The sequence below is a fragment of the Paenibacillus tianjinensis genome, assembly GCF_017086365.1.
Classification (GTDB): Bacteria; Bacillota; Bacilli; order Paenibacillales; family Paenibacillaceae; genus Paenibacillus_AQ; species Paenibacillus_AQ tianjinensis.
Genome location: NZ_CP070969.1, coordinates 3080456 through 3105246 on the forward strand (window position 1 = coordinate 3080456; position 24791 = coordinate 3105246).

25 protein-coding genes and 2 pseudogenes are annotated in these 24791 nt (G+C 43.2%); 19 read left to right on the forward strand and 8 right to left on the reverse strand.

All coding sequences use genetic code 11. The features are described 5' to 3' along the window. The first annotated feature begins 985 nt into the window (after positions 1-985). Positions 986-2944, forward strand: coding sequence for a heavy metal translocating P-type ATPase (locus JRJ22_RS13590; protein WP_408637898.1), 1959 nt, complete (start codon positions 986-988; stop codon positions 2942-2944). 207 nt (positions 2945-3151) lie between these two features. Next, a complete protein-coding gene (locus JRJ22_RS29555) occupies positions 3152-3331 on the forward strand; it encodes an NAD(P)-binding protein (RefSeq protein ID WP_277467767.1) in 180 nt (59 codons plus the stop codon). Between the two features lie 674 nt (positions 3332-4005). Here JRJ22_RS29555 and JRJ22_RS13600 read toward each other — a convergent pair. After that, a complete protein-coding gene (locus tag JRJ22_RS13600) occupies positions 4006-4962 on the reverse strand; it encodes a ketopantoate reductase family protein (protein ID WP_206104897.1) in 957 nt (318 codons plus the stop codon). 266 nt (positions 4963-5228) lie between these two features. Here JRJ22_RS13600 and JRJ22_RS13605 point away from each other — a divergent pair, with 266 nt between their 5' ends. Continuing rightward, a complete protein-coding gene (locus JRJ22_RS13605) occupies positions 5229-5864 on the forward strand; it encodes a methyltransferase family protein (RefSeq protein WP_054940710.1) in 636 nt (211 codons plus the stop codon). Between the two features lie 35 nt (positions 5865-5899). Here JRJ22_RS13605 and JRJ22_RS29250 read toward each other — a convergent pair whose 3' ends face one another. Both JRJ22_RS29250 and JRJ22_RS13610 read right to left on the reverse strand, forming a co-directional pair. Beyond that, positions 5900-6226 carry a hypothetical protein gene (locus JRJ22_RS29250; protein WP_232381135.1) on the reverse strand — a complete coding sequence of 109 codons (327 nt, stop codon included), beginning with the start codon at positions 6224-6226 and terminating at the stop codon, positions 5900-5902. Further along, complete coding sequence (locus JRJ22_RS13610) at positions 6214-7206, reverse strand: transposase (protein ID WP_232381191.1); 993 nt, start codon at positions 7204-7206, stop codon at positions 6214-6216. The genes JRJ22_RS29250 and JRJ22_RS13610 overlap by 13 nt, the downstream gene beginning before the upstream one ends. Before the next feature lie 204 nt (positions 7207-7410). Here JRJ22_RS13610 and JRJ22_RS29845 point away from each other — a divergent pair. Beyond that, positions 7411-7533: pseudogene (locus JRJ22_RS29845) on the forward strand (IS701 family transposase); the annotation flags it as partial. Positions 7534-7565: 32 nt separating this feature from the next. Here the strand turns inward: JRJ22_RS29845 and JRJ22_RS29255 are convergent. Then, a pseudogene (locus tag JRJ22_RS29255) lies at positions 7566-7760 on the reverse strand (MarR family winged helix-turn-helix transcriptional regulator); the annotation flags it as partial. Between the two features lie 618 nt (positions 7761-8378). Here JRJ22_RS29255 and JRJ22_RS13615 point away from each other — a divergent pair. The 11 genes from JRJ22_RS13615 (at position 8379) to JRJ22_RS13665 (ending at position 17012) form a co-directional block, all read left to right on the forward strand. After that, positions 8379-8804: an arsenate reductase ArsC gene (locus JRJ22_RS13615; protein WP_054940711.1), complete on the forward strand. Its 426-nt coding sequence runs from the start codon at positions 8379-8381 to the stop codon at positions 8802-8804. A 118-nt stretch (positions 8805-8922) separates the two neighbouring features. Beyond that, positions 8923-9390: an arsenate reductase (thioredoxin) gene (arsC, locus tag JRJ22_RS13620; protein ID WP_054940712.1), complete on the forward strand. Its 468-nt coding sequence runs from the start codon at positions 8923-8925 to the stop codon at positions 9388-9390. 110 nt (positions 9391-9500) lie between these two features. Beyond that, positions 9501-9830, forward strand: a complete 330-nt coding sequence (locus JRJ22_RS13625; protein WP_054940713.1) for an ArsR/SmtB family transcription factor — start codon at positions 9501-9503, stop codon at positions 9828-9830. A gap of 88 nt (positions 9831-9918) precedes the next feature. Next, on the forward strand, positions 9919-10263 hold the full coding sequence (locus JRJ22_RS13630) for an ArsR/SmtB family transcription factor (protein WP_054940714.1): 345 nt from the start codon (positions 9919-9921) through the stop codon (positions 10261-10263). Next, positions 10264-11574 carry an arsenical efflux pump membrane protein ArsB gene (locus JRJ22_RS13635; protein ID WP_054940715.1) on the forward strand — a complete coding sequence of 437 codons (1311 nt, stop codon included), beginning with the start codon at positions 10264-10266 and terminating at the stop codon, positions 11572-11574. It begins immediately after the preceding gene. Positions 11575-11595: 21 nt separating this feature from the next. Next, the gene (arsC, locus tag JRJ22_RS13640) at positions 11596-12015 is read left to right on the forward strand and encodes an arsenate reductase (thioredoxin) (RefSeq protein ID WP_054940716.1); all 420 of its coding nucleotides are present in this window, start codon (positions 11596-11598) and stop codon (positions 12013-12015) included. Positions 12016-12076: 61 nt separating this feature from the next. Continuing rightward, positions 12077-12439, forward strand: a complete 363-nt coding sequence (gene arsD, locus JRJ22_RS13645) for an arsenite efflux transporter metallochaperone ArsD (RefSeq protein WP_054940717.1) — start codon at positions 12077-12079, stop codon at positions 12437-12439. A gap of 17 nt (positions 12440-12456) precedes the next feature. Beyond that, positions 12457-14232, forward strand: a complete 1776-nt coding sequence (gene arsA, locus JRJ22_RS13650) for an arsenical pump-driving ATPase (RefSeq protein ID WP_054940718.1) — start codon at positions 12457-12459, stop codon at positions 14230-14232. Positions 14233-14246: 14 nt separating this feature from the next. Further along, complete coding sequence (locus tag JRJ22_RS13655; protein ID WP_054940719.1) at positions 14247-14528, forward strand: HesB/IscA family protein; 282 nt, start codon at positions 14247-14249, stop codon at positions 14526-14528. 20 nt (positions 14529-14548) lie between these two features. Further along, positions 14549-14986, forward strand: coding sequence for a protein-tyrosine phosphatase family protein (locus JRJ22_RS13660; protein ID WP_054940720.1), 438 nt, complete (start codon positions 14549-14551; stop codon positions 14984-14986). Positions 14987-15167: 181 nt separating this feature from the next. After that, positions 15168-17012 (forward strand): ATP-dependent nuclease, encoded by a 1845-nt coding sequence (locus JRJ22_RS13665; RefSeq protein WP_206104898.1) that lies wholly within the window; start codon positions 15168-15170, stop codon positions 17010-17012. 95 nt (positions 17013-17107) lie between these two features. Here JRJ22_RS13665 and JRJ22_RS13670 read toward each other — a convergent pair whose 3' ends face one another. From JRJ22_RS13670 to JRJ22_RS13680, 3 genes are all read right to left on the reverse strand, one after another. Further along, on the reverse strand, positions 17108-18775 hold the full coding sequence (locus JRJ22_RS13670) for an FAD-dependent oxidoreductase (protein WP_054940721.1): 1668 nt from the start codon (positions 18773-18775) through the stop codon (positions 17108-17110). 209 nt (positions 18776-18984) lie between these two features. Next, the gene (gene ku / locus JRJ22_RS13675) at positions 18985-19818 is read right to left on the reverse strand and encodes a non-homologous end joining protein Ku (protein ID WP_206104899.1); all 834 of its coding nucleotides are present in this window, start codon (positions 19816-19818) and stop codon (positions 18985-18987) included. 107 nt (positions 19819-19925) lie between these two features. Beyond that, positions 19926-20267 carry a helix-turn-helix domain-containing protein gene (locus JRJ22_RS13680; protein WP_206104900.1) on the reverse strand — a complete coding sequence of 114 codons (342 nt, stop codon included), beginning with the start codon at positions 20265-20267 and terminating at the stop codon, positions 19926-19928. A gap of 135 nt (positions 20268-20402) precedes the next feature. Here JRJ22_RS13680 and JRJ22_RS13685 point away from each other — a divergent pair, with 135 nt between their 5' ends. Continuing rightward, on the forward strand, positions 20403-20729 hold the full coding sequence (locus tag JRJ22_RS13685) for a hypothetical protein (RefSeq protein WP_054940723.1): 327 nt from the start codon (positions 20403-20405) through the stop codon (positions 20727-20729). A 5-nt stretch (positions 20730-20734) separates the two neighbouring features. Here the strand turns inward: JRJ22_RS13685 and JRJ22_RS29740 are convergent, their stop codons facing one another. Next, complete coding sequence (locus JRJ22_RS29740; protein ID WP_054940724.1) at positions 20735-20947, reverse strand: helix-turn-helix domain-containing protein; 213 nt, start codon at positions 20945-20947, stop codon at positions 20735-20737. 183 nt (positions 20948-21130) lie between these two features. Between JRJ22_RS29740 and JRJ22_RS13695 the strand changes: the two genes are divergently transcribed. Genes JRJ22_RS13695 through JRJ22_RS13705 form a run of 3 tightly spaced genes read left to right on the forward strand, consistent with a single transcriptional unit; the run spans position 21131 to position 24778 of the window. Continuing rightward, complete coding sequence (locus tag JRJ22_RS13695) at positions 21131-21820, forward strand: TnsA endonuclease N-terminal domain-containing protein (RefSeq protein WP_054940725.1); 690 nt, start codon at positions 21131-21133, stop codon at positions 21818-21820. After that, positions 21813-23783: a hypothetical protein gene (locus JRJ22_RS13700; RefSeq protein WP_206104901.1), complete on the forward strand. Its 1971-nt coding sequence runs from the start codon at positions 21813-21815 to the stop codon at positions 23781-23783. The genes JRJ22_RS13695 and JRJ22_RS13700 overlap by 8 nt, the downstream gene beginning before the upstream one ends. A 20-nt stretch (positions 23784-23803) precedes the next feature. Then, positions 23804-24778, forward strand: coding sequence for an ATP-binding protein (locus JRJ22_RS13705; protein ID WP_054940726.1), 975 nt, complete (start codon positions 23804-23806; stop codon positions 24776-24778). Positions 24779-24791: the final 13 nt, after the last annotated feature.

Genomic DNA, 24791 nt, shown 5'->3' on the forward strand with positions numbered 1-24791 from the left:
CGGATCATAGACAATCGGCTGTTTTCTCATAATATCCATCTGGAAGCAAAATGACCATCACAGTTGATGGTCGTTGTCCATATCATTCCACTATTCTTGTTTTGCCGCTAGTAATGCTCTTTGGTAGGTAAATCGAATCACGTGTTCCGATTCATCGGTAGAACCCCTTAACATAATATCCCTTGCAATGGGGGCGTAAGTGGATAAATACACTTTTTCCACTTGGGCTTGCCCCACAGCCAAGGCGGCCTGGAATTACTGGAGAAGTATAGGTTGGCTGAGCTAGGAACTCAAAGTACCCCTCAGCACTGAAAAACCTAAAACGGCTACTCTGTCCAGTTTAGGACGGTGCAGCCGTTTTGTTCTTGTAGAAAAGGTGTACATCGTCCGAAGGGCGAATTTATTCAGAAACACTGGCAGAAATACCGTTGTGGGAGCGCTGATGGTCTGTTTGTTCTTTATGACCAAAGGGTAGTTCTTCGCAAACCTGCTTCTCTGATGCCTGAGATTTGCCCAGGATGCACACTTGGATACATAACCGCTATTCATCCGTACTCTCCATGGCTTTTGGTACGCACCCTCCCCCTCAGTTATCACCTGTTAGGCATCAAATGATTAGTGTTTGGCGTTAGTGGGATAGGACAAGCCAGAGAAAATTCACAGTTTGTCTTAAGCTTGTAACCGTGAAATCAGCCGTGTCGTTAGCTTTACTTTCCCGGAGAACATGTTATATTAATAGTATAAGTTGCACTAAGGAAATAATTTTGTGCAATGGCAACAACGATTATCATTCTCATTTACCATGCTATCCCGGCTGAGACGGGATAGCATGTGTCATTTTAAGGGCCTTAATAATGGCTCTCATTCTCAGCAGCACATATAACCTCACTGGGGAGGGTGCCAAATATCCCCCACAAACTAATCAGGAGAGTGATTTACAATGCAAGCAAAATTAGAACAAATGCCTAAACAAATGCCTAAACAAATGCCTAAACAAATGCCTAAACAAATGGCGCACCAGGGCAGCGCGCAGCAGCCGCGGGCTCCGAAGCCACGCCGTTTCGATCCGATGGCCATGCTTGGCAATCCTGAAATGCAGGCCGTTCTCGGCAGCGGATTACTTATGCTTATTGCCTGGGTTGTCAGCGGCTGGTCGGAAGTGTTCTCCATCATCCTATATGTCATTTCCTACGCGCTAGGCGGCTGGATCACGGCGAAAGAGGGCGTGGAGACGCTGGTCAAAGAGCATGACCTTGACGTGAACCTACTGATGATTGCCGCCGCACTGGGTGCAGCATCGATCGGCTATTGGAATGAAGGAGCAATGTTGATCTTTATTTTTGCACTGAGTGGAGCGCTGGAAAGCTATACAATGGAACGCAGCAAAAAGGATATTTCATCGCTGATGGCCCTTAAGCCGGCCACCGCTGTCCGCATTGAAAAGGGCATTATGAGCGAGGTTGCGATTGACCTTTTGGCAGTGGGAGACCTGCTGCTTGTGCGTCCCGGCGAGCTGATCCCTGCAGATGGCACAATCTACCAGGGGGAATCAGCTGTCAATCAAGCATCCATCACGGGTGAATCTTTGCCTGTCGAGAAAACGGTCGGCAGTGAAGTGTTTGCCGGAACAATTAATGGTGAAGGCCCGCTTTATATAGAAGTAACCAAGTCTGCGGGGAACACGCTTTTTGCCAAGATCATCAAAATGGTCGAAGAGGCGGAAACTGAAGTGCCGGAGTCGCAGCGGTTCATTAAGCGGCTGGAGTCGATTTATGCCCGGGTAGTGGTAGCCGCTACGGTAGCACTGATTGCTCTGCCTCCGTTCTTGCTGGACTGGAGCTGGAGTGCCACATTCTATAAAGCCATGGTATTTCTTGTCGTGGCATCCCCGTGCGCACTGGTCTCTTCCATTATGCCGGCGATGCTGTCGGCAATATCCAAAAGCGCGCGCAAAGGCATCCTGTTCAAGGGCGGCGTCCATTTGGAGAATATGGCGAAGACCTCAGTGGTTGCTTTTGACAAGACAGGAACGTTGACTGAGGGTATTCCGCAAGTGACTGATTTCATCGCCGGAGAAGGGTATGACCGGAATGAGCTGCTGGCGGTTAGTGCTTCGATTGAGAAATTGTCCCGCCATCCGCTGGCGGAAGCAATTGTCCGCCTGGCTGAGGATGAACACCTTGAGCTGCCAGTTATTCAGGAGAGCAAGTCCGTGACCGGCTGGGGGATTGAAGGGCTGATTGACGGACAGCTATGGAGAATTGGCAAATCCAATCTGCTGGATGAACAGAATAACACCGTAGCTGAGGACGGGGATGAGCAGTGGATTTCGCTGCGTCAACAATTTGAGGGAGAGGGGAAAACTGTATCGCTTATTCTTGCTGGTGAACGTATTGCCGGAATGATTGCACTGCAGGATACGGTGCGTCCGCAGGCGGAAGCAGCGGTGCGTAAGCTGCAGGAGCTGGGCATCAAGGTGGCGATGCTGACCGGCGACCGCGCGGCAACGGCGGAAGTGATTGCCGGGAGAACCGGCGTTGACCTTGTATTTGCAGGTCTTTTGCCCGAGGATAAAGTGACGCATATCAAAGCGCTGCGCGAGCAGTACGGGAATGTGATTATGGTGGGGGATGGCGTGAATGATGCGCCGGCGCTGGCCACGGCAACAGTCGGTATGGGCATGGGTATGAAGGGCAGCGGTGCAGCACTGGAGATTGCCGACGTTGTGCTGATGAATGACAATATTGAAGAGATCGCTTCAACTATTGCATTGGCCCGGCGTTCGCAGCGTATCGTGAAGCAGAATATGGTTTTTGCCGTAACGGTAATAGCGACTATGATTCTCAGCAACTTTATGCAAGGGATTGCTCTTCCTTTTGGTGTCATTAGCCATGAGGGCAGTACGATACTCGTTATCCTCAATGGACTGAGACTTTTACGCTAAAAAAAGCTAAAGCAGCTCATTTCTCAGTCCTTTCGAAAATTTGATTTCTTGAAATTGAATTGTTCACAAAATGAGTGCGATTACAACGTGTCTGGCATATTGACATATTCCCTTGAGATGAGCATAATTAATACTAGATTATAATTATTTTAATTAAGATCCGTAAGAGCTGACGTCTTAACCGTCCATCTCAAGGAGGATATAGTCATGTATAAATCAATTATTATTGGTACCGGACCTGCCGGATTGACTGCAGCCATCTACTTGGCCCGCGCCAATCTGAATCCGCTCGTCATCGAAGGCCACAGCCGGGTGGGCAGCTTACCACTACAACGGAAGTCGAGAATTTCCCTGGCTTTCCCGAAGGTATTATGGGTCCTGACCTGATGGACAATATGCGCAAGCAGGGGAACGTTTTGGCGCCAAGTTTGTTACAGGCTGGGTGAACAGTGTGGAGCTGGGACAACGCCCGTTTAAGGCATGGGCGAGCTGACTACAGATACCCTGATTCTGTCTACAGGCGCAACAGCGAAATACCTACGAGGCTTCCTATCCACCCTAAAAAACATTCCCTTCCAGTGTCCGAAAGTATTCAGTCCGTGTTTAAAGGGAATGTTGCACTTCCCATTTAATTTTTTTCCCTAAGGGGTGCGCTGCACCCCTTATTTTCGTTGACTTTAAGATGGGCACCTGAATAGTTACGTGAAAACAATAAAACAGGTAGACGAATTAATAGAAATAGCACGTGATCGGTTCAATTTACACTGACGACCTCCCTGAGAGCATACGAACCCAGATCCTGAAGCTTGATCGTAGAATGTCTTTTCGAAGGATGATATACTTACACACGCGACGATCTTCTGGGTCAATAACGCTATCGAAACCTCGATGCGCGTCTATGCGAACGCTGACCGTTACCCGTGGACGTCTGATTATGATCGCTGGCCGGTCGTAGAAGCGCCCACCGGGAACTTTTTTTGAGTAGGTTAATTATCGTAATAATCTCATACTTCATACTGTGACCTCTCGGTAAATTACTGAAAGCCAGTTTTCATGTCCCCTTACACAATAGGAGAATCATCTTTTAAAAGATTTTTTCGTAACTTATCAATAGAAGGGGTAGCCACATTACTCTTTTTGATTAGCATATCAAATTCTTCCTGAAGGCAGATCATCTCGGGTTTTGCTGCGGCTGTATGCTTTGCCATGGCTGTTTCAGCAAACTTTGTGCCCATGATAATTTTAAAAATAGGGGCAATCATAAAAACGGGAAGTTTTAAATAGTGAAGTTTTGAAGGTGTGATTTTAATGCCTAATTTAGTCAACACAGCAAAGCCTTCTTTTATCCCCAGAACCATCAATTTAATATCTGCATATGATTTTGCCAAAGCAAAATTATTACTATTATGTTTATAAAGGGCGTTACCGATACTTGTAACCATTGCCACATGCGTTTTCTGCCACATATCCATGTTACTAGTTACAACTGATGAAATACCGGCACTGTTAAAAATATCTACTATTTTTTGTAGCCTTTCGGTTTTTTGGCCACTGTATTCTGAAAAAGTAGTGGACTGAAAAGCCCGCATGAATCCCTTGCCGATAAAGTAATGTACCCGGCCGTCTACACGTTCTCCTCCTGCGGACGGAAATCCTAGCATCAGGCGGTCACTACCCACTGCATGAACCCATTCGTCATAACCAGATGCCGTATTGACTACAAAGACAATATTTTTTGATATATTTTGAGAAAGTATCGGCAATACACTGCCTATCTGTGTTTTTTGCATTACTACGATTATGTAATCGAAAATATTGTCTGGCAACAGATGTTCAATCAAATTTACCTTTGCAATTTCTTCTCGGTTGTTGCCTGGATTCACGAGAATCACGCCGTTTTGTTTCAGTTCAACAAGTCTTGTCCCCCTTGCAAGGACAGTGATATCATATCCTGACAACGCAAGTCTCCCAGCAAAAATACTCCCGATTGTGCCTGCACCATAAATAAGAATTTTCAAGTGATCTCTCCTCATCGAATAAATAGAAATAGTATGTAGTCCGTTCACGTCTATTCTAATCTTTTTTAAGGTAAAAATAAATTCACGGAAAGGAGATATTTCCCAAATGAGCAGCATGGCTTACCGATTTCTTTTTTCAGATTTATATTTTTTTATGGATTGAGCTGAAATCCGTTGGTAAGTTTTTCTTGGTTTTTTCCAACACATAATGTACTATATAATATATGAATGGTTGCTCATGTGTTCACTTTATAGGAGGGATCAATATGCAGATAACTGATATTATTTCTATGGTATTACTAATTATTTTTGGCACAGGATACATTCTCAAACTGGTATTGTTGAAGCAAAGAGAGAAAATTAATGCTAATGTATTGGCAAAAGGAACTAAGGATTTTTCAATTTATAGTGCTGAAATGTTTGTTAGAGTATCCAGTTCATTGTGGCTGCTGGCCTGGGTATCAGAGATTATATTTCATCATCAAATATCCTCTGTTATTGGTTTCTTGTTTAATAATATCTATACAGCATATATAGGCATAATGATAACAGCTGTAGGAGTAGGGATATTTATTTTGGCAACCATTGTTATGAAAAGCTCTTGGAGAGTAGGTATAGATAAAACCACAAAGACAACGCTTGTAACTGATGGTATCTACAATTTCAGCAGAAATCCTGCTTTTGTAGGTTTTAACTTGATGTTTATTGGTCTATTCGCTACCTATGCTAACCTCTTTACCTTAATTGTATTGGTTATCAATCTACTTGCCTTTCACTTATTAATATTGCAAGAGGAAAAGCATCTGTTTTCTATGTTTGGTGATGAGTATGAGAGATATACAAGAAAGGTTCCAAGATACTTTTTGATATTTTACTGGACAGTGAAAAGTTCTAATCACTAAGAAGCCAGGGAATCAGCATGGTAATCAGCGAATTCCTACTTGGCTTGAATTATTTTGGTTATGGATAAATGCGGGTTACGAGCAAACAAGCGAAAAATAGATTTGCGTAAATAAGCCATAGCCGTCGCTTCGGAAACAATGGCCTTGGAAGGGGTTCTCAGGTATCGGAAAAACAGGCCGGGAACAAGGGACGAATAACGCACGGCGACCAGTTGCAACAGGCCCATGGCGATGCAACTGCACATGACGTAGCCTTCAATGGCCTTGACCGTCAACCGGATGTTTTCCTTGTCCTTCTCATCGGTTACGTGCTCCAGTGGATGGGGTTCTCCCTTCTTCAAATAACGCTTCAGCTTCGGCATGGATTGCTCCAGAATTGGTAGCTGAATCCACCGATCACCTGTTTCATTTCGCGGAAGGTGCATTCGATCTTGAAGCGGTACCCATACAAGCGGATGATGTCCGTTGCTTCTAGCGTCGGGTCGGTGCTCACCAGAATGGACAGCTGGCCACCAAACCGAACTAGGACAAAACGCAGCTCCTGGTACAACCCTTGTCCCCACAGCAAGTCCAGGCGCAGATACTGGACGGTTTCTTCCTTACCGTAAAGCGCCACCTGCGCCGTTTGAAACGCTGCCGCGCGGCTTTGAAACAGGGATTTCAGTTTGACAGCCATCCCCTTTTTTCGTGGACGGCCGCGTCCCTTCTTTGTCTGGGAAGGAGGCTCATATGCCACTACGTTAGACTTGGCCTTCGAAACGATGTGCAACCTCGTTGTCCATGACGCGTTTAACTCGTTCAAGCGTTGCAGTGCAGGAACGGACAGAAAGTAACGATCCAGCAGGATTAAGGCTTTCCCGAATGTCTTGGCAGCCGTGAAGCCCTGATCCACCCTCTGAACCACATGGGAATCCTGCCCTTCAGTACTGGCGCTCCAGCCCAAAATGGTTTTCACGCCATCCTTCAGATTCATGAACAAGGGCAGGTAAAACCATTTCTGCGGCGTTCCCATGAGAATGCCAATGGCGCCAAACAGATGCCCGAAGATGTACTCCGCCTTGGAGGGATTTTCGGACTCCTGATGAAGTTTCTTGACACCGGGCATCCGGCGGGCTTCCTTGGTCTGCTTCATCCCATCGCCGATAAGCACGACCATCCCGTTGACGTAAGAAAGTGGGGCTGTTTGTTTCACGATCTGAATCCACGTCAACCGAAGGGATTCCAGCGACCATGCGGAAGAGCGAAAGAAATGAATCAGGCTCTCGTAGCAACGGGCAGGTAAAGACAAATCCCGGATGATGGAAGTCACGCCTAGATGATCCGAACGCAACATGAAGCCCATGATGATCACAACAAACCAGTGGTAAGCGGCTCCTCTGGTGAAACAAGGACGAAAAGAATGCAAAAGAGAATCGATAGTTTTTGGCATGGTATGGCGAATCGCAAAGGAATCGGGTTAACTACAGGATGTAACCCTTTCAGCGATTGATCTCCTTTTTGGTGTAGGAACCCTAGGATATCATGCCTTCGCTTGATTGGGTTATTTTTCTTTTCTAAACCGGTTTTAGCGCATCTGGAAACCTATTTGAAGGTAGCAACCGACAAAGGATTTCGCGGAAAAGTAACGGATCTCGCGGAATACAGCGATTGTCATCGAACCACGCTCGGTCCTACTTGGCGGGAGGCGAGGAAGCAATCGAATCTGCTAAAGGTAGTAATATCGGTCCCAAGTGCGTCAGCGACCTGTTGCATGGAGGGATTGTGGCTTCGATCAATTTCATACAGGAGATGGCTTTGGGTCGCAGAGAGATCACATCCACCTATGCTGCAGCAATCCTTATTGAGCAAACCTAAACGCCGGGTCATGATTTGGAATAATTCTCGTGGAGTTTCCATTATTTTCACCTAAAAATACATTCATTCCAAGCGATTATTTAGCGATCTATTAAGCTTTGGACTAATAACCACGGCTATATCGTTAACACCGGAGCTTATCCTACTTCTGGTCTAACATTGCCGATTTGTGATTTACTTTTAGTAGATTCGATACTAGAAGCGTAGGCAGTCCTCCAATCATAGTGATCATTAAGGTTAATCTTAAGTAGAAATGCAGGCAGTACGTCTAAACTGCATGTATCTTTACAGACAAAACCTTTTAAAATTATGGATGTGGAAGTCTACATCGATCAGTTCGATATTGAAAGAAAAATACGGTGTTATCCCTAGAAAAAACTGAACTCAATATATTCACCAAACTTCTGCAGCATAAATCCAGATACGTTTCTCTAGATTATCTGGAGAATATTTGTATTTTGATTTGCAGATTTCAAGTCTCACCATTTGGGAGCATCTTTTTAAACTGCACAAGAAGCTAAGAGTTTTCACGGAGTAATGGAGATCAAACACTTAAGAAAATGAGGTTATCGCAATTTTACAAAGCGATAACATAAAGTGTGATTTGTATATAATGATCTAATTATAAGATGATATATAAATAGAAAGGGGCCTGAGAAGATGGAAAAACCTATTCGTCTGTATTTCCTCTGTATCCAGAATCGTTGCCGCAGTCAGATTGCCGAGGCTTTTGCCAGACATTACGGTGGTGACCATGTGATCGCTGAAAGTGCTGGACTTGAATCCGGAGAGATTCATCCTTATACCATTGAAGTTATGAAAGAAGTAGGGATTGATATTTCAGGCAAAAGCTCAAAAACGATTGATATGAAAAAATTTATGCAATCGAAAGTCATTATTAAATTATGTGAACAAGTCAATGAAAAGTGCCCGATTGTACCCTTTGCCATCAAGAATGTACAGTGGGATGTTACGGACCCATTGACCCATGAGGGCCGTCTGGAAGACGTGAGGGCTGCTCGTGACGAAATTCAGCTGCGCGTGATTGAGTTATTGAAGGAATTAGACGTACCCGTTATCGAATAAAGACTCCTTGCATGGATACCAGGTTTGGACTCAGAGTATGCTCAATTACTATAAATGTAACTACATATTTATTGGCATTGCTTATTGGTCATATACATTGTTTACAGGAGGAATAATGATGGAAGTGCCCTTCGTAATATTATTTCTTTGTACAGGTAATTCTTGCAGAAGCCAGATGGCTGAAGGATTCGCTCAATATTACAGTACGCTTTATCATGGGAATTTCGAGATTTACAGTGCAGGCCTTGAAGCACATGGACTAAATCCGCGAGCCGTAAAAGTAATGGAGGAAGCTGGTGTAAGTATTTTACATCAAACCTCCGATATTGTTTCTCTTTCTCTCATCGCTCGATCCGACATCATCGTAACCTTATGCGGGCATGCAGATGAGCATTGTCCGACTTTGCCTCCAAGAGTGAAAAAGGTTCATTGGGGATTTGATGATCCAGCAAAAGCCACCGGGACTGAAGAAGAAATAATGAATCAATTTCGTGAGGTTCGAGATTTAATTAATATCAAGATGAAATGGTTCATCGAAGGATTGTCAAAGAATGATCATCTTGAATTTAAAGACATCCTTTTATAAAATCACAACACTATAGAAATAGCCTTTCTTGATTTTAAACGAAATGAACTTTAATATATGATTATATATTTATGTATCATTTGGTTTGTACTCTTGAGAGGACAGTGCATATGTTCAACAGTGAAATGGCTGAAAAGCTGAAATTATTAGGTGACAAAACCAGACTTACGATAATGGGACTTTTAAAAGATAAAGAATGGTGCGTCTGCGATTTAGTGGAAATCCTGGATATGTCACAACCTAATGTGAGCCAACATTTAAGAAAATTAAAGGCACAAGGACTGGTCAAGGAAACACGACGTGCGCAGTGGGTTTATTACTCCTTGGATATTGAGGGTAAACCCTATATTCAAACTATTCTGAATGCATTACCGGATACCCAAACGCTATTATCCCTGATAAAGGGAGATTATACAGAATGTGCTTGTGCTTGTGATTGAGGATCGAACAGCAGAGAGCAAAGGCGTATTCTCACTTGAATATATAAGTGTATAGTTATATAATAATAAAGTGAAAGGGGGAGTGAAGATGAGCTTTGCTTTGGATGAGTTGGATGAAGTGTCGCAGACATTAAAGCTTTTGGGAGATAAAACCAGGCTGACGATGATGAAGCTTCTGGAAAAGCAAGAATGCTGTGTGTGCGAGCTTGTTGAAATTTTCAAGACGAGTCAGCCATCAGTGAGCCAGCATCTGCGGAAATTGAAAGATGCAGGCCTAGTCAAAGAGAACCGGAAAGGGCAGTGGATTTTTTACTCGGTCAATCCAAACAGCATTCAGCATGAATTGATTCAGAATCTGATTGCCTTCGTTCCTTCACAAGATCATGAACTGGAAGAGCTCGATAAGAAAGGCTTAAGAATCTCATGTGATTAAATGGAGGTTAGCGGATTGGTTTCGGTACTTTTAGCAAGTTTTATTTTTCTCGTAACCTTAATATTTGTGATTTGGCAGCCCAAAAATCTGTCTATTGGATGGTCGGCCTGCGGCGGAGCGATTCTTGCTTTGCTTGTAGGCGTAGTCAGTTTTAACGATGTTCTTGATGTTACCTTGATTGTATGGAATGCCACACTGGCATTTGTTGCGATCATTCTGATTTCCTTAATCCTCGATAAAATTGGTTTCTTCGAATGGGCTGCCTTACATATGGCCAGAGCTGCCCGCGGGAATGGAATCCGGATGTTTATCTATGTCACTATTCTTGGAGCAGTGGTGGCAGCGTTTTTTGCAAACGATGGTGCTGCGCTCATTCTGACTCCAATTGTGCTAGCTATGGTCCGGGCACTCAATTTTGATGAAAAAAAGGTTTTCCCATTCATCATTGCCAGCGGATTCATTGCAGATACCACTTCATTGCCGCTAGTTGTCAGTAATCTCGTCAACATTGTATCAGCGGATTTTTTTGGGGTTACGTTCATGGATTACGCAGGGCATATGATTATGCCTACCTTATTTTCATTGGGAGCAAGTATCCTGGTTCTGTACCTATTTTTCCGAAAGAGCATCCCGAGAACGTTTGACAGCTCCCAGCTAAAAAATCCGCAAGAAGCGATCAAAGATATGAAAATGTTCAAACTATCCTGGTGGGTACTAGCGGTTCTGCTGGTCGGATACTTCGTTAGTGAGTTCCTTAACATTCCGGTGTCAGTGGTTGCCGGTGTTATCGCAATCTATTTCCTTCTCATGGCAAGAAGAAGCCCTAACGTTCCCACGATGGAAGTCGTGAAGGGTGCGCCTTGGGCGATTGTATTCTTTTCCATTGGAATGTATGTGGTCGTGTATGGTCTGCGCAATGCAGGTCTGACGGATGTCCTTGCCGATGCCATACAGGCTGTGGCCGATCAGGGGCTGTTCGCCGCTACAATGGGGATGGGCTTTATAGCCGCAGTGATCTCTTCGATCATGAATAACATGCCTACCGTCATGATTGATGCGCTGGCCATTGATGCTACGCATACCTCAGGACTGATTAAGGAAGCCTTAATTTATGCGAATGTCATCGGTTCTGATTTGGGACCAAAGATCACACCAATCGGTTCACTGGCTACGCTGTTGTGGCTGCATGTACTTTCAACCAAAGGTGTTAAGATATCATGGGGAACGTATTTTAAAACAGGCATTATTTTGACGATCCCTACGCTGTTTATTACATTATTGGGCCTATATATACGGTTGTCTCTATTTTAAACTCAAAGGAGATTAAGACACATGGATAAGAAAATCATTTACTTTTTGTGTACAGGAAACTCCTGCCGGAGCCAGATGGCTGAGGGCTGGGCGAAGAAATATCTAAGTGACGAGTGGAATGTTTACAGCGCTGGTATTGAGGCTCACGGTTTAAATCCAAAGGCCGTTCAAGCGATGAATGAAGTAGGCATTGATATTTCGGGACAAACCTCGGATATTATCGATCCGCAGCTGTTGAATAATGCAGACCTCGTCATTACATTATGTGGAGATGCTGCAGATAAATGTCCCATTACTCCACCACAAGTAAAACGTGAACATTGGGGATTTGATGATCCAGCCAAAGCGCAAGGAACCGATGAAGAAAAATGGGCTGTATTCCAGCGGGTTCGTGATCAAGTAGGCGAACGTATCCAACAATTTGCTGAAACTGGCGAATAATGAAGCTTAACAGCCGGGATCTCTTCCCGGCTGTATTTCTCAGTAAAGGAGACCCCAGTTCATGAAAACCATTGAAATTTACGATCCGGCGATGTGCTGCTCCACAGGAGTTTGCGGACCTGTCGTTGATCCTGAATTAATCCGTATGTCCGCTGTGGTTCATAATCTGAAGAAACAAGAAGTGAATGTCTCCAGATATAACCTGACCAGTGAGCCGGATGCTTTTGTATCGAATGCTGCAGTCAGACAATTGCTGACTGATGAAGGACCGGAAGTGTTGCCCATTATTTTTGTGGATGGGAAAGTGGCTAAGAAACAGGGCTACCCCACCAATGAAGAGTTAGAGCAGTGGACAGGAATAGCTGCATCTGAACTGATTGCCAAGCCTCGAATTCGCCTTGAAATTAAGACGAAGTCACAATAAAGGAAAGAAGGCGTAACATGTCCACTCTGTTTGATCCACTTACAATGTTGCGTACACCCTACCTGTTCTTTACAGGCAAAGGCGGAGTAGGTAAAACCTCAACGGCCTGTGCAGCGGCAGTAGTACTGGCCGACTCAGGAAAACGAGTTCTGCTTGTAAGCACCGATCCAGCCTCCAATTTGCAGGATGTTTTTAGTACCCAGCTTTCCAATCATCCAACGCCGATTGAAGGTGTTCCTAATCTATTTGCAGCCAACTTGGATCCGGAGACCGCCGCCGAAGAGTATAAGGTGAAAGTGGTAGCACCTTACCGGGGAGTCTTGCCGGATTCAGTGCTCGCTTCCATGGAAGAACAGTTATCTGGGGCGTGTACGGTAGAGATTGCAGCATTTGATGAATTTACGACTCTTCTGACCAATGACCAATTGAAGTCTCAATTTGATCATATTCTGTTTGACACCGCGCCAACAGGACACACCCTACGCCTCTTACAGCTCCCTTCGGCTTGGAGTGGTTTCCTGGACGATAGTACGCATGGAGCTTCGTGTCTGGGCCCCTTGGCGGGGCTAGAAGCCAAAAAATCACTATACCATGAGGCGGTTCAATCCTTATCAGATGGTACTCAAACGACGCTGATTCTGGTCTCTCGTCCGGAGCAATCGCCCTTATTAGAAGCCGCGCGCGCATCTTCTGAACTGAAAGGTACTGGGGTTGAAAATCAACTACTCGTGATTAATGGGATTCTTAGTTCCTATTTTATCGAGGATGCAGTTGCCAAGGGTTTTGTTGATCGCCAGCAGAAGGCGTTAACGCAAATGCCAGCCGAACTTCAGTCTTTGGAAAGCTACCATATCCCCTTAGCTCCCTTTAATGTGACGGGATTAGAAAACTTGCGTGCATTTTTCGTTCCCGTTCGAGCGAATGCTGATCATTTACACCCAGTAGAAGTGGACGCTGCTATTCCATCACTTGAATCTTTAATTTCGGATGTAGAGACCGATGGGATTCGAGTGATTTTCACCATGGGTAAAGGTGGCGTGGGCAAAACTACCGTAGCCTCCGCTATTGCTGTTGGGCTGGCCGAACGAGGACACCGGGTCCATCTCAGTACAACAGATCCTGCAGCTCATCTGGAGTATGTTATTGGTGACAATTGTGATCAGATTACCGTTAGCCGAGTTGACCCGAAGGTGGAGCTTGAAAAATATCAGCAAGAAGTGATCAGCCAAAATGCGGATTCCCTCGATGATGAAGGCCTTGCCTTTTTGGAAGAGGATTTAAGATCACCATGTACCGAGGAAATTGCCGTTTTTCGTGCTTTTGCTGATTTGGTAGAACGATCTGAAGAAGAGATTGTCGTTATTGATACGGCGCCGACTGGACATACCTTGCTATTGCTGGATGCAACTCAGGAATATCATAAAGAAATCGCCCGTTCCTCCGGCACCGTTCCAGATTCTGTACAGCATTTATTGCCTAGACTACGTGATCCGAAAGAGACGAGCGTCGTCATTGTCACGTTAGCGGAGGCTACTCCAGTTTATGAAGCATCTCGCCTGGAAAAGGATCTGAAGCGTGCAGGGATTCCTACGAAATGGTGGGCAATCAATCAGAGCTTTGCTGCGGCAGGAACAACTGATCCAGTGCTTAGCGGGCGAGCTCATGCCGAACTAGAATGGATTCAAAAGGTACTTCATAAGGCTGAAGGGCATGCCATAATTATTCCTTGGGAGCCGGTTGAAGTGACGGGATATGAGCAACTCAAACGGCTTTCAGCAAGTATTTTGAAATAGAAAGAGTGAGATCAATGATCATTACAGATGAAGCAAAAACATTTATTGAGAACATGATGAAGGAAGCCGGAGTCTCCACCTTGCGATTTGGTTATAGTGATGCAGGCTGCTGCGGACCCGGTTACGAATTGTCGCTCGAGAAACCGCAACCAGACGATACCGTGACTATGGTTAATGAAGTTGAGGTCGCTGTTGATTCCCGGGTGACTGACCAGATAGGCGGACTTACACTGGATTTTGTACAAGACGAACATGGTGCTGGACTAACTATAAGTGGCGGAAGCAACTGCTGCTAGAGAGATAGGGGAGAACTATAATGGCAAATTATCATGAACTGATTCCAGGCAAAGTATATATCGGTGGGGAAAATGCACTACTGGAAGCCCTTAAGGAGCAAGAGATATCCGATGTGTTTGACTTGAGAGATACCGGTACTAAAGCTGAAGGTTTTCCTGCGGAAGTAACCCGCCATCATTTCCCGATTGTGGAAGATGAGAGCGGCCAGGAAGGTTCAGTTCAAGCAGCCATTCAGGCGGTCACAGCAGCAGTAAATAGCGGGAAGACAGTGTATTTCCATTGCGCTGGCGGCCGTAACCGTACAGGCACCGTAGCCACAGGGCTTTTGATGGAACTGGGCTTGGCTTCTACGGTGGATGAGGCTGAAGCATTGGCCAAAGAGAAGCGTCCAGATATCAATATCAAGCAGGAAATGCGCGATATGCTGAAGGAGTTTTATCCTTTAACTAGGATTTAATATGCATCACGTTAATGAAGGGATTGTTTCCTAAGAGGGAAATAATCCCTTTTTTGCATGTCGCTATTCGTAGTTGAAATGATCATTGAAGGAAGTTGAAGACCGATCTAAAAAAAGATTGAAATCCAAAATTAGGTAGTTTACTGTTGAGGTGGAGAACGAATGTATGGGAGGAATAGAAATGAGCGAGCAGCAGCGTACGATAGAACCGTTGAATCAAGGGCGTCCTCGACTGAAGCAATTGATCATTCAGAATTTTCGCGGAATAGGCAATCATCCAGTCACAATTGAACTGGATAAGATTGTCGTTTTAGTAGGGCCAAACAATGTTGGTAAAAGCTCCATTCTTCGGGCCTATGAGGTAGCAATGTCCGAGGGCTCCAATGAAGCAATTCTGCTGCAGGATGACTTTCCAGGTGGTGTGGTACATCACGAGTCTCTCCCCATGATCGAGCTTCATACGGTTATTCAGGATCATGCTCCTGGAGCGAGATGGATACATACGGATTCACTTACCCAAGAGAAGGTGGTCAAGGAGAGATGGACGTGGGCTGCTCCAGGTGCACCCAAGCGTCAAGGCTTCGATGTAGAAAAAAACATTTGGGCAGAAGATGCGGTTCCATGGGGTGCACCCAATGTCGCCAACTATAATCGACCAAAGCCACATCGAGTCGATGCTTTTTCAGATCCTAAAGTGCAAGCGGATGTCATCGTCAAACTGCTGAGCAATGTCATTAAAGAGAGAGTAAAAGATGTTCAAGAAGAGGCGGGGGAATCTCAATACAAACATTTGCTTCGTACGATCGCAACATTAAGACAGCAAGTAATCAGTGAATCCATCGGGCATATCGAAAAAATTGAACTACAGGTTTCGGAGCTACTCAGTGAAGTATTCCCCGGATACGTTGTTAAATTTGATCCTCGGGCAGAAGAGGAAGCGGAGAGTGACCTTAATCTATTTCAAAAAGTAAATAACGCACAGCTAAAGATGGGACATGGTGAAAATGGTCATTTAACCACACTGGATCGTCAAGGAAGCGGTGCAAGACGTACCTTATTGTGGAGTGCCTTACGAATGATTGCAGAGACGAATGTGAATAAAGGGGCTAAGAAAGGGGCGAAAAAAGAAGCAATAGAAGGTGAGGAGAATCGGCCTCATGTTCTTCTTTTGGACGAGCCGGAGCTATGCCTTCATCCAAACGCCGTAAGAGAGGCTTGCCGGGTATTATACGATTTACCGAATACGGGAAATTGGCAAGTGATTGTCACGACACACTCTCCTGCTTTTATTGATGTCTCTCGCGATAACACAACCATTATAAGAGTAGAACAGATTAATGGACACATTTCCGGGACAACGGTATTTCGTCCGGAAAGAGTCAAATTAGATGATGAAGACCGCTCCCTATTAAAGCTAATGAACATTTTTGATCCTTATGTTGCCGAATTTTTCTTTGGGGGACGCTGCATTATCGTTGAAGGCGACACGGAGTATACGGCGTTTAAGCACATCATGGCAACAAAGCCGGGAATATATAAGGATGTACATATTATTAGAGCAAGAGGAAAAGCGACCATTGTTTCATTAGTCAAAATACTTAATCATTTCGGTTCTCGTTACTCTGTCCTGCATGATAGTGATACGCCGACAACCCTTAGAAAGGGAAAAACGATAAAAAATCCGGCATGGGCACATAACGAAAAAATATATGCAGCGATACAGGATCGACCACATACTTCAAATGTTCGACTACTAGCCTCACTGGGGAATTTTGAGAAAGCGTATTTTGGGGAGGAAGTAAGTAGTGAGAAACCCTACAACGCAATTATTCATTTGCAACACGATGAGCAACGATTCGAAAAGGTGGAACAACTGCTGGATGCTCTTCTGGATCATAGTAAAGTTCCGCCTGAAGGTGCGCTTGAATGGACAAGCATTGCTCAGTTAGAGGAGATGGTTGCTGTGCAGGCCAGTAAGGAATTAGTAGCTGCAGGTACTGAAGATACGATAGACGAGGTGCTTTGAGCGCGTAGAAGGTATAAAATAACTCCCGATTTATAGGACTGTGCGACAAAAGTACAGTCCTATAAACTTGGAATTGGAGCTTGATAATCCGTTCTTTACGTATTAGATGAATTCAGGTAACGACGATATACTTGATAATTCTTGTTGCCTCCAGACAGGTTATAAACCTTCTCAAAGCCCAAGTTAATCAGAATATTCTGGGCTGCATTCCCGGTTGTTCCTTTGTTGCAGTAGGTGACAGTACGTTTCTTAGGATCCAAGGTAGAAGCCTTCTCACGCAGGTCTTTAAGCGAAATATGCTGTGCTCCTTGGACATGACTGGCTTCATATTGCTTTCTCGAACGCGTGTCGATAATTTGATAATCATCTTCTTTACCCACCAGCTCTGCCGGGGAAAGGAGAGGAAGATTGCGGCTGATCGCGTTATGAAGGGCCATCCCTGTGTACATAACAGGGTCTTTCGTGGTAGAGAAAGGAGGCGCATAGGCCAGATCCAGATGAAAGAGGTCCTCGACGTTCGCTTTGAAATGCAGAGCCGTAGCCAGGACATCCAGTCGTTTATCCACGCCTTCTGTACCGATAGCCTGAGCGCCTAATAGACGACCACTCTTACGGTCCGCTATGGCCTTTATGAGTAGTTCCTTTCCGTTTAAATATTCAGCTCTGGCCGGCTTCAAGTTGTAGAGGACCTCAACGTCAAAGCCTTCATTCCGTGCTGCTTGTTCGGTTAGCCCCGTAGTGCCAACAGCCAATTCGAACACACGGAAAATGCCGGTACCCAGAACACCGTGGAATTCCAGTTCTCCCCCTGTGATCACGTCTCCGGCGATCCGGCCCATTTTATTGGCCGTAGAGCCTAACGGATGGTAGAAAGGCTTTCTGGTAATGGACGAGTAACTTTCTGCAACATCACCAACAGCATAAATGTTCTCATGGCTGGTGCGCATATGTTTATCTACCTGAATAGCACCGGTTGGCCCTAGCTGTAAGCCGGCTTGTTGAGCGAGTGTAACGTTCGGACGAACCCCCGTTGCCAGGATGACAATATCCGCATTAAAGCGATGTCCACTTTTCGTTTCAACGGCATGGACAAGATGGCTGTCATCTTGGTGAATAGCTGTGACTTCTTCGTTCGTATAGACCTCGACCCCGTTTAACTGTAAATGTTCCTGGACACGGAATGAAATCTCCGGATCGAAGGACGACATGATATGACTTCCACGCTGTATAATGATCGATTTAATACCCCTATGGGTGAATTGCTCCGCAATCTCCATCCCGATATAGCCTCCACCGATAATAACCGCTTGCTTCGGATCGGCTTCTTGAATGAACGCATCGATATGCCGGGTATCTTCCATGGTCCGCACCGGGAAGATATTCTTCATTTGCGAATCGACATAGCCGGGGATCGTAACATTGGCCCCTGTAGCCAGTACAAGCTTATCGAAGGTTTCTTCAACCTCGGCACCATTGCTTAAATCGGTCACACGGATGGTCTGGTTCACCGGATCGATTGCAGTGACCTCGTGGTTGATGTTCATCTTGACGTTGTAGCGAGCTTCAAACCACTTTTTATCTCGAGGAATCAACTCTGACAGGTCTTCGACTTCATTCCCTAAATAATAAGGTATCCCGCAGATGGAGTAAGAAATATCCGGACCTTTTTCATATACAATAATTTCGGCTGATTCATCATTCCGCCGGGCTTTGGCAGCCACAGAGGTTCCTGCAGCTACAGAGCCTACAATAATAATCTTCAATTTAAGTCCTCCTTATATTCTATCATATAGATATATTAGCATTAGCTTATATAAAAATAAACTAGAGTTTTGCTCGTACATTCAGTGGGGGACTATAAAGAAAAACTGGCAGAGGGTAATCGTTTGGAGAAGTCCAGGAAGGACATGAAAATAGCTAAGAACCACCTTACTTGGATCCTTAGCTACTTCATCCATTTGCTTGCAAGAGACTATCCCAGTTTTTCATTAGGGGTCCCGCGTTTACTTTCCTTCGGGGCTGCCACCTTATTTTTTCCTTTATTCATTCTGACACTCTCCTGAAGCGCCTCTAAAAGATCAACAACAACATCTGATTCTTGCGTGGGCTTTAATACAATGTTCTGGCCAGCAATTTTAGATTGAATAGCCGCCAGCAATCGTTCTTGCTCTGGATTGGTATATGAAGTTAAATCCGAGGTTCCTGTCAGCCCTTTGACGATTTGTAAGGCTAACTTCAGCTGATTGGGATCTACAGAAATGGTGCTAGAGAGGTTGGGGACGTTCTCTGCGGGCCGAATTTCATTCGCGTAGTGCATGGTGGCCAGTTGAATGCAAGTTCCATTTATCGGCTTCAGAATACATAATTTCGTGTTCGCGCGAAACGTAAACTTGGCGATTGCGAGTCTCTTCGATGTCTCAAGCGCTTTGAGCAGTAAATAGTAGGCATTACTCCCAAGTTGATCGGGTCCGAGAAAATATACCTTCTGCGTGAACATTAAATCGACTTGTTCTTCCTTCATGAAATCAATAATCCGTATCTGCTTGCTAGCGTCTTCTTGAATCTGATCGAGTTCCTCTTTTTCAAAGGTTACATATTGATTCGTATCCAGTGGGTAGCCTTTAATGAGTTCTTCAGACTCGACGGATCGTTGACAAGTTGGGCAATATCGCTGGTTTTTAATTGTACCATGGCAGCTTTTATGGAGTAGGTTGAGAGAGATTTCTTTCTCCTCTGTGGCGGCGTAAAGTTTCACCGGGATGTGAACTAATCCAAAACTGATAGCGCCTTTCCATATGGTATGCATGGGAACACCTCCTAAAGTTTATACTAAAAAGTCATTCCCATATCAAACATAAATAAACCGCACCTCCAAGCAAATGGAGTGCGGTTTATTTATGACATGCGATCGGTTTATTTTTCGAAAAACTCATCTAGCATGATTTGGACCTTTCGAAGATCTCTTTTTTTTAAGGAAACTAAGGTTTGGAAGATTTGATTCAACAATTCGTCCTTTTCATTCAAAGCGGACTGTTGATATTTCGTATACATAAACAAATCCATAATCTGAACATCAAGAGCATCGGCGATCTTCAGTAGATTCACTAACGTAATGTTTTTCTCTGCTCGCTCAACGCCACCAATATAAGAAAAATGAAAGCCAGCTTTCTCAGCGAGTTGCTCTTGAGACAATCCTTTTTGCTTTCTAAGATCGCGGATTCTTTGACCTATTTTTTTTAGTGCTGAAATTTCCATTATCACACCTCTAATTGTAAGTGTAAACAATGGAGCAAAGGCGATACATGTATGTATAAATATCATTTTAGTTATTTGATATGTATACGTATCATTTTTAAATAAATGGTAATAGTGATTATTGAGGTGATTGAATTGGCAAATACTGAGTATCCATACTCTTTAGGACTTGCTACTGTTACGCCATTTGGTTTGAAATTTAAGGAACAATTTTACTCGAACACAAACATGATAAAACATGGATGGTTTGAGCTGGCAGAGCAAGATGAGGGATGGCAAATTCCAATATTTTACGATCCTAAGGATGTATCTAGAATCATGTTAATTGATATTGATTCTATAAGGAGTGCTTTCCCAATAGAAGTTGTGAGCCGAAAGATAGACCCAGAGATGAAGGAACTCTATTTTTCAGCTATTGAGTCTTTGAAGAAACGAATACGACAAAACAAAAACAAATTATAAAAAACCTATGGTATTAGATCATGAACAGAAACATCTAGTGATTCTGCGATCTGATATAGATAATGGATTCGAATAAGATGGCGCCCGGCTTCTATATTGGTTATAGAAGGCCTTGAGATATGAACAAGTACAGCTAGATCTTCTTGAGTCATGCATCGTTCTTCTCTTTTCTTTTTAATACGTTCACCTATGATTTTATAATATATAAACTCGTTCATGAAATTACTCCTCTCTTAATCTATTAAGAATAGTATTACCAATAAGAGAGTAAATTAGTATTTTTGAAGCGAAGAATAAAATGTTGTTTATAATCTGAACATTCGGAAATAAAGAATGCCAAGAAGCAAAGGGACTCTAATAGTTGATTATTTTCAAAAAGAATTGAGTGGATGTGATTCTGTATGGATAATATCTTGATTCCATATTCTCCAATCGTCATGCCAAGAAGCAAGAGATACGGTAACAATTACTGGGGTATGATAGGCCCCAAAGTTGGCGACCGGGATGTTACCTTATATAGCGACTTAGAATTTGATCACTGGGTGACCGTTGAAACAGATCCTAAGGTAAAAACATATTGTGAACAACCACTGGAGATTACTTATGTTTTGAATGGCAAACGTCATCGAACTATTTTTGATATGAACCTTCATAAAGATGGATCTGAGCTTTTTGTGGAAGTTAAATATGAGAAAGAACTTCATCCGAGTAATCGGAACTACGACCGTGTTATGAGGCAAATTGAAGCTCAAAAAGAATGGTGTAGGCTTAATGGAAAACTCCATGAAGTGAGGACAGAGAAAGCCATTCGTTCTGGTAGATATTCCATTGAAAATAGAATCAAAATCTTAGCTAGTGTAATTAATCACAAATCTCCAAAATTTATTGAACAAGTATCCAAATCTCTCGACTACACGAAAAGAACGATGAAAGACATTTGCTATGAATTATCTGAAACATGTAGTTCATATGAGGTTTTTCTTTCTTGTCATTGGTTGTACTACAAAGGGATAATCACTGCCGATATTGATTCTAAAATTTGGAACTATGAAATGGAGGTCTGGAAGCTTGAGCAGATGTCGATTGTTTGAGAAAGACGGTTACTTGCAGGAACAAATCAATCCTGATCTTTGGCCAAGTGTAGATCATTCCAAATTATCTGAAATAGAGAAGCAAAGGTACATAAATCGAAGAAATGCAATCGTTATGTATTTTAAACGAATCGATATGGAAGAAATCCGACTATCTACTAATATAAGCCCTCAGAATCTAAGAAGGTTAGTAAAACGATGCATAGACCTAGATGAAAATGGGGTCGTATGGGGATTTCGTGCATTGATTCCGTACAAAAAAGTTAAGGTATACCGGCTTGATGTTCTGAAGGAAGATAGAAATGAATCGAGAAAAACAGGGGAATTCAATCTGCTGTTAGAGACTCATCCTGATCTCGAAGATTTAATAACAGACTTATATTTGGGAACCCATCGTCGAACGCTTGAACCTGCCATGAAACCTTTGAATATTCACAAAAAATTTATTGATCAATGCCGGAATAAGGGAATTCCTTTAACGCAATATCCTTTTAATACTAAAAACATGGGTAGAAAAGCTTTACAACGTTTCCTAAATCGCCTTGGATATCTTCACTTTGGCAAGGAAAATAGACGCTATGGACAAGAGGCTCAGACTCGAGCCAAACATACCGGTGAAGGTGAACAGAATCATCCTTCAACTTTACACCCCTACCAGAAAGTACAATTTGATGCTCATCGCATAGATGGTTTTTTCATTGTTGAATTAATAACCCCAGAAGGTGATTTAGTATCAGTAACTCTGGATCGATTTTGGATACTTACATTAATTGATGTTGCCACTCGTAATGTTTTGGGGTATTCGATAAGTTTAAGCAAGGAGTACAGTGCGAGTGATGTTATGGTATGTTTTCGCAATTCGGTCATACCTCATGAAAAAATAAAAATCACAATCGATGGAATGAAATACTCAGAGGTTGGTGGATTCCCATCCGAAGTTTACCCACACTATACTTCCTGGGCTGTGTGGGATGTGATTTGTTTTGATAACGCTAAGTCTCATCTTGCAAATTTGGTAAAGGACCGTTTAAAGAATCTGATTGGGTGCGCTACTAATCTTGGACCAGTTGCACTCCCAATGAGAAGAGGAATTATTGAGCGTTTTTTCAAAACACTTGAGGAGACAGGCTTTCACCGGCTGCCGAACACAACTGGAAGCAATCCTGATGATCCAAGAAGAAAGAACCCTGAGAAGAACGCAATTAGATATCATATGACCTTCGAACATTTGAAGCAACTCATTGATGTTATGATTTCTGATTACAATGGAACACCACATGGAGGGATTTATCACCAATCCCCATTAGAACTACTTGGTAAGCGTTTGAACAATGGTTTACTCCCAAGACAATTAGAAGAAGAGAAACGTTCAGAGGTGCTTTTTATGCAAACTACTATTACCCGGACCGTGCGCGGATCTCACTCATCTGGTAAAAAGCCATATATCCAGTATGTAGGTGTTGAATATCGAAGTGATAAACTGGCCCATTCAGCACATTTGATAAACAAGGAGCTTCATCTCCATGTTAATGTCGATGACCTACGTACTGTTAAAGCTTATCTGGAAGATGGTAGTGAGTTTGACTATCTTACTGCTGCAGGAAAGTGGTCATTAACACCACATTCTTTACAGACGCGAAAGGCTATAAACTCATTGGTTCAGCGAAAACTCATTCATTATACAACATGGGACGATCCAGTATTTATTTACACGGATTATTTGATGAAAAATGCAACTGAAGGAAAAAGAGGAGCAGCCAATAAAGTGACACAGGTAAGAGAGGCTTCTAATAAAAAGGGGAAACGAGTAAATGAACCTGCTGAACAAACCAAAGCACTGGAACAAGCAGAAAAATACAACCAAGCCCTCGAGGATGCAAGAGATTTTTCTAAAAAGAAACAATTATCTGATGAGATAGAAGTGTACGAACAGTTGCAAAAAATGTACAAAACGAGTCTTTAGGATAGAAAGGAGCAAAATTTATGGATAGACCAAATGTCCCAATAGGAACTCACCCAATAGAGCAGGGGCATTATCTGATGCCAACAAAAGAAGTCCTAAGACTAATGGTGAAAATAACCAATATTGTTGATAGCAGATTGCCAGGGATGATTGTTTATGGAAGACCAAGATTAGGAAAGACGTATGCTTTACGATTTGCTATTGAGAATTTACCTACAAGTATAGGGGTACCTTTGCCCATTTTAATGGCTAACAGCAACTCTTATAAGGTTCCGAATGAGGAAAAATTTTATTATGACCTCTTGTCGGATTTTAAATTTCCATTTCCAGCGGTAAGAAAGCCTGCTGAAATGAGACGCCAAATTGTAAATCTCATGCTTGAAAAAGCGGAGAAGTCCAAAATGCGAAGAATAATTCTCATTATGGATGAGGCACATCGCTTAACTGAGTTTCATTATAATTGGTTAATGGATATTTATAACCAACTAGACAGAGAGAATGTGAGTATGTCCGTTATTTCTGTAGGACAAGAAGAACTACTTTCTCGGCGCACGTTTTTTTTAGAACAAAAAAAATCCCAAATCATCGGTCGGTTTATGACACATGAACATCATTTTTACGGCATTCGCTCTGTAGAAGAAATGATGTTAGTTTTAAAGTGCTACGATTCAGCAGAAATTTCATGTTACCCTCAGAATAGTGATTGGAGTTTTACAAAATACTTTTTTTCCGATGCTTATAATAATGGGGAGCGTTTAGAAAAGGAAGGCAAGAATTTGTTTAATCTCTTTGAGAAAATACGTAAAGAGCATGGAGTTCGTTCTGTATTTGAGATCCCTATGGAATATTTTGCTTTTACGGTTGAAAATGCATTAAAGAAAAACGGTTCTCATGGTGATAGTCAATATTGGCTAACCGAGCCATTGTGGAGAGAGGCAATTGAATCTTCAGGGTATATTGAATCTGAAATATATATGGCCCTTGCCCAAGGATAAGGTGAGAGGGGGG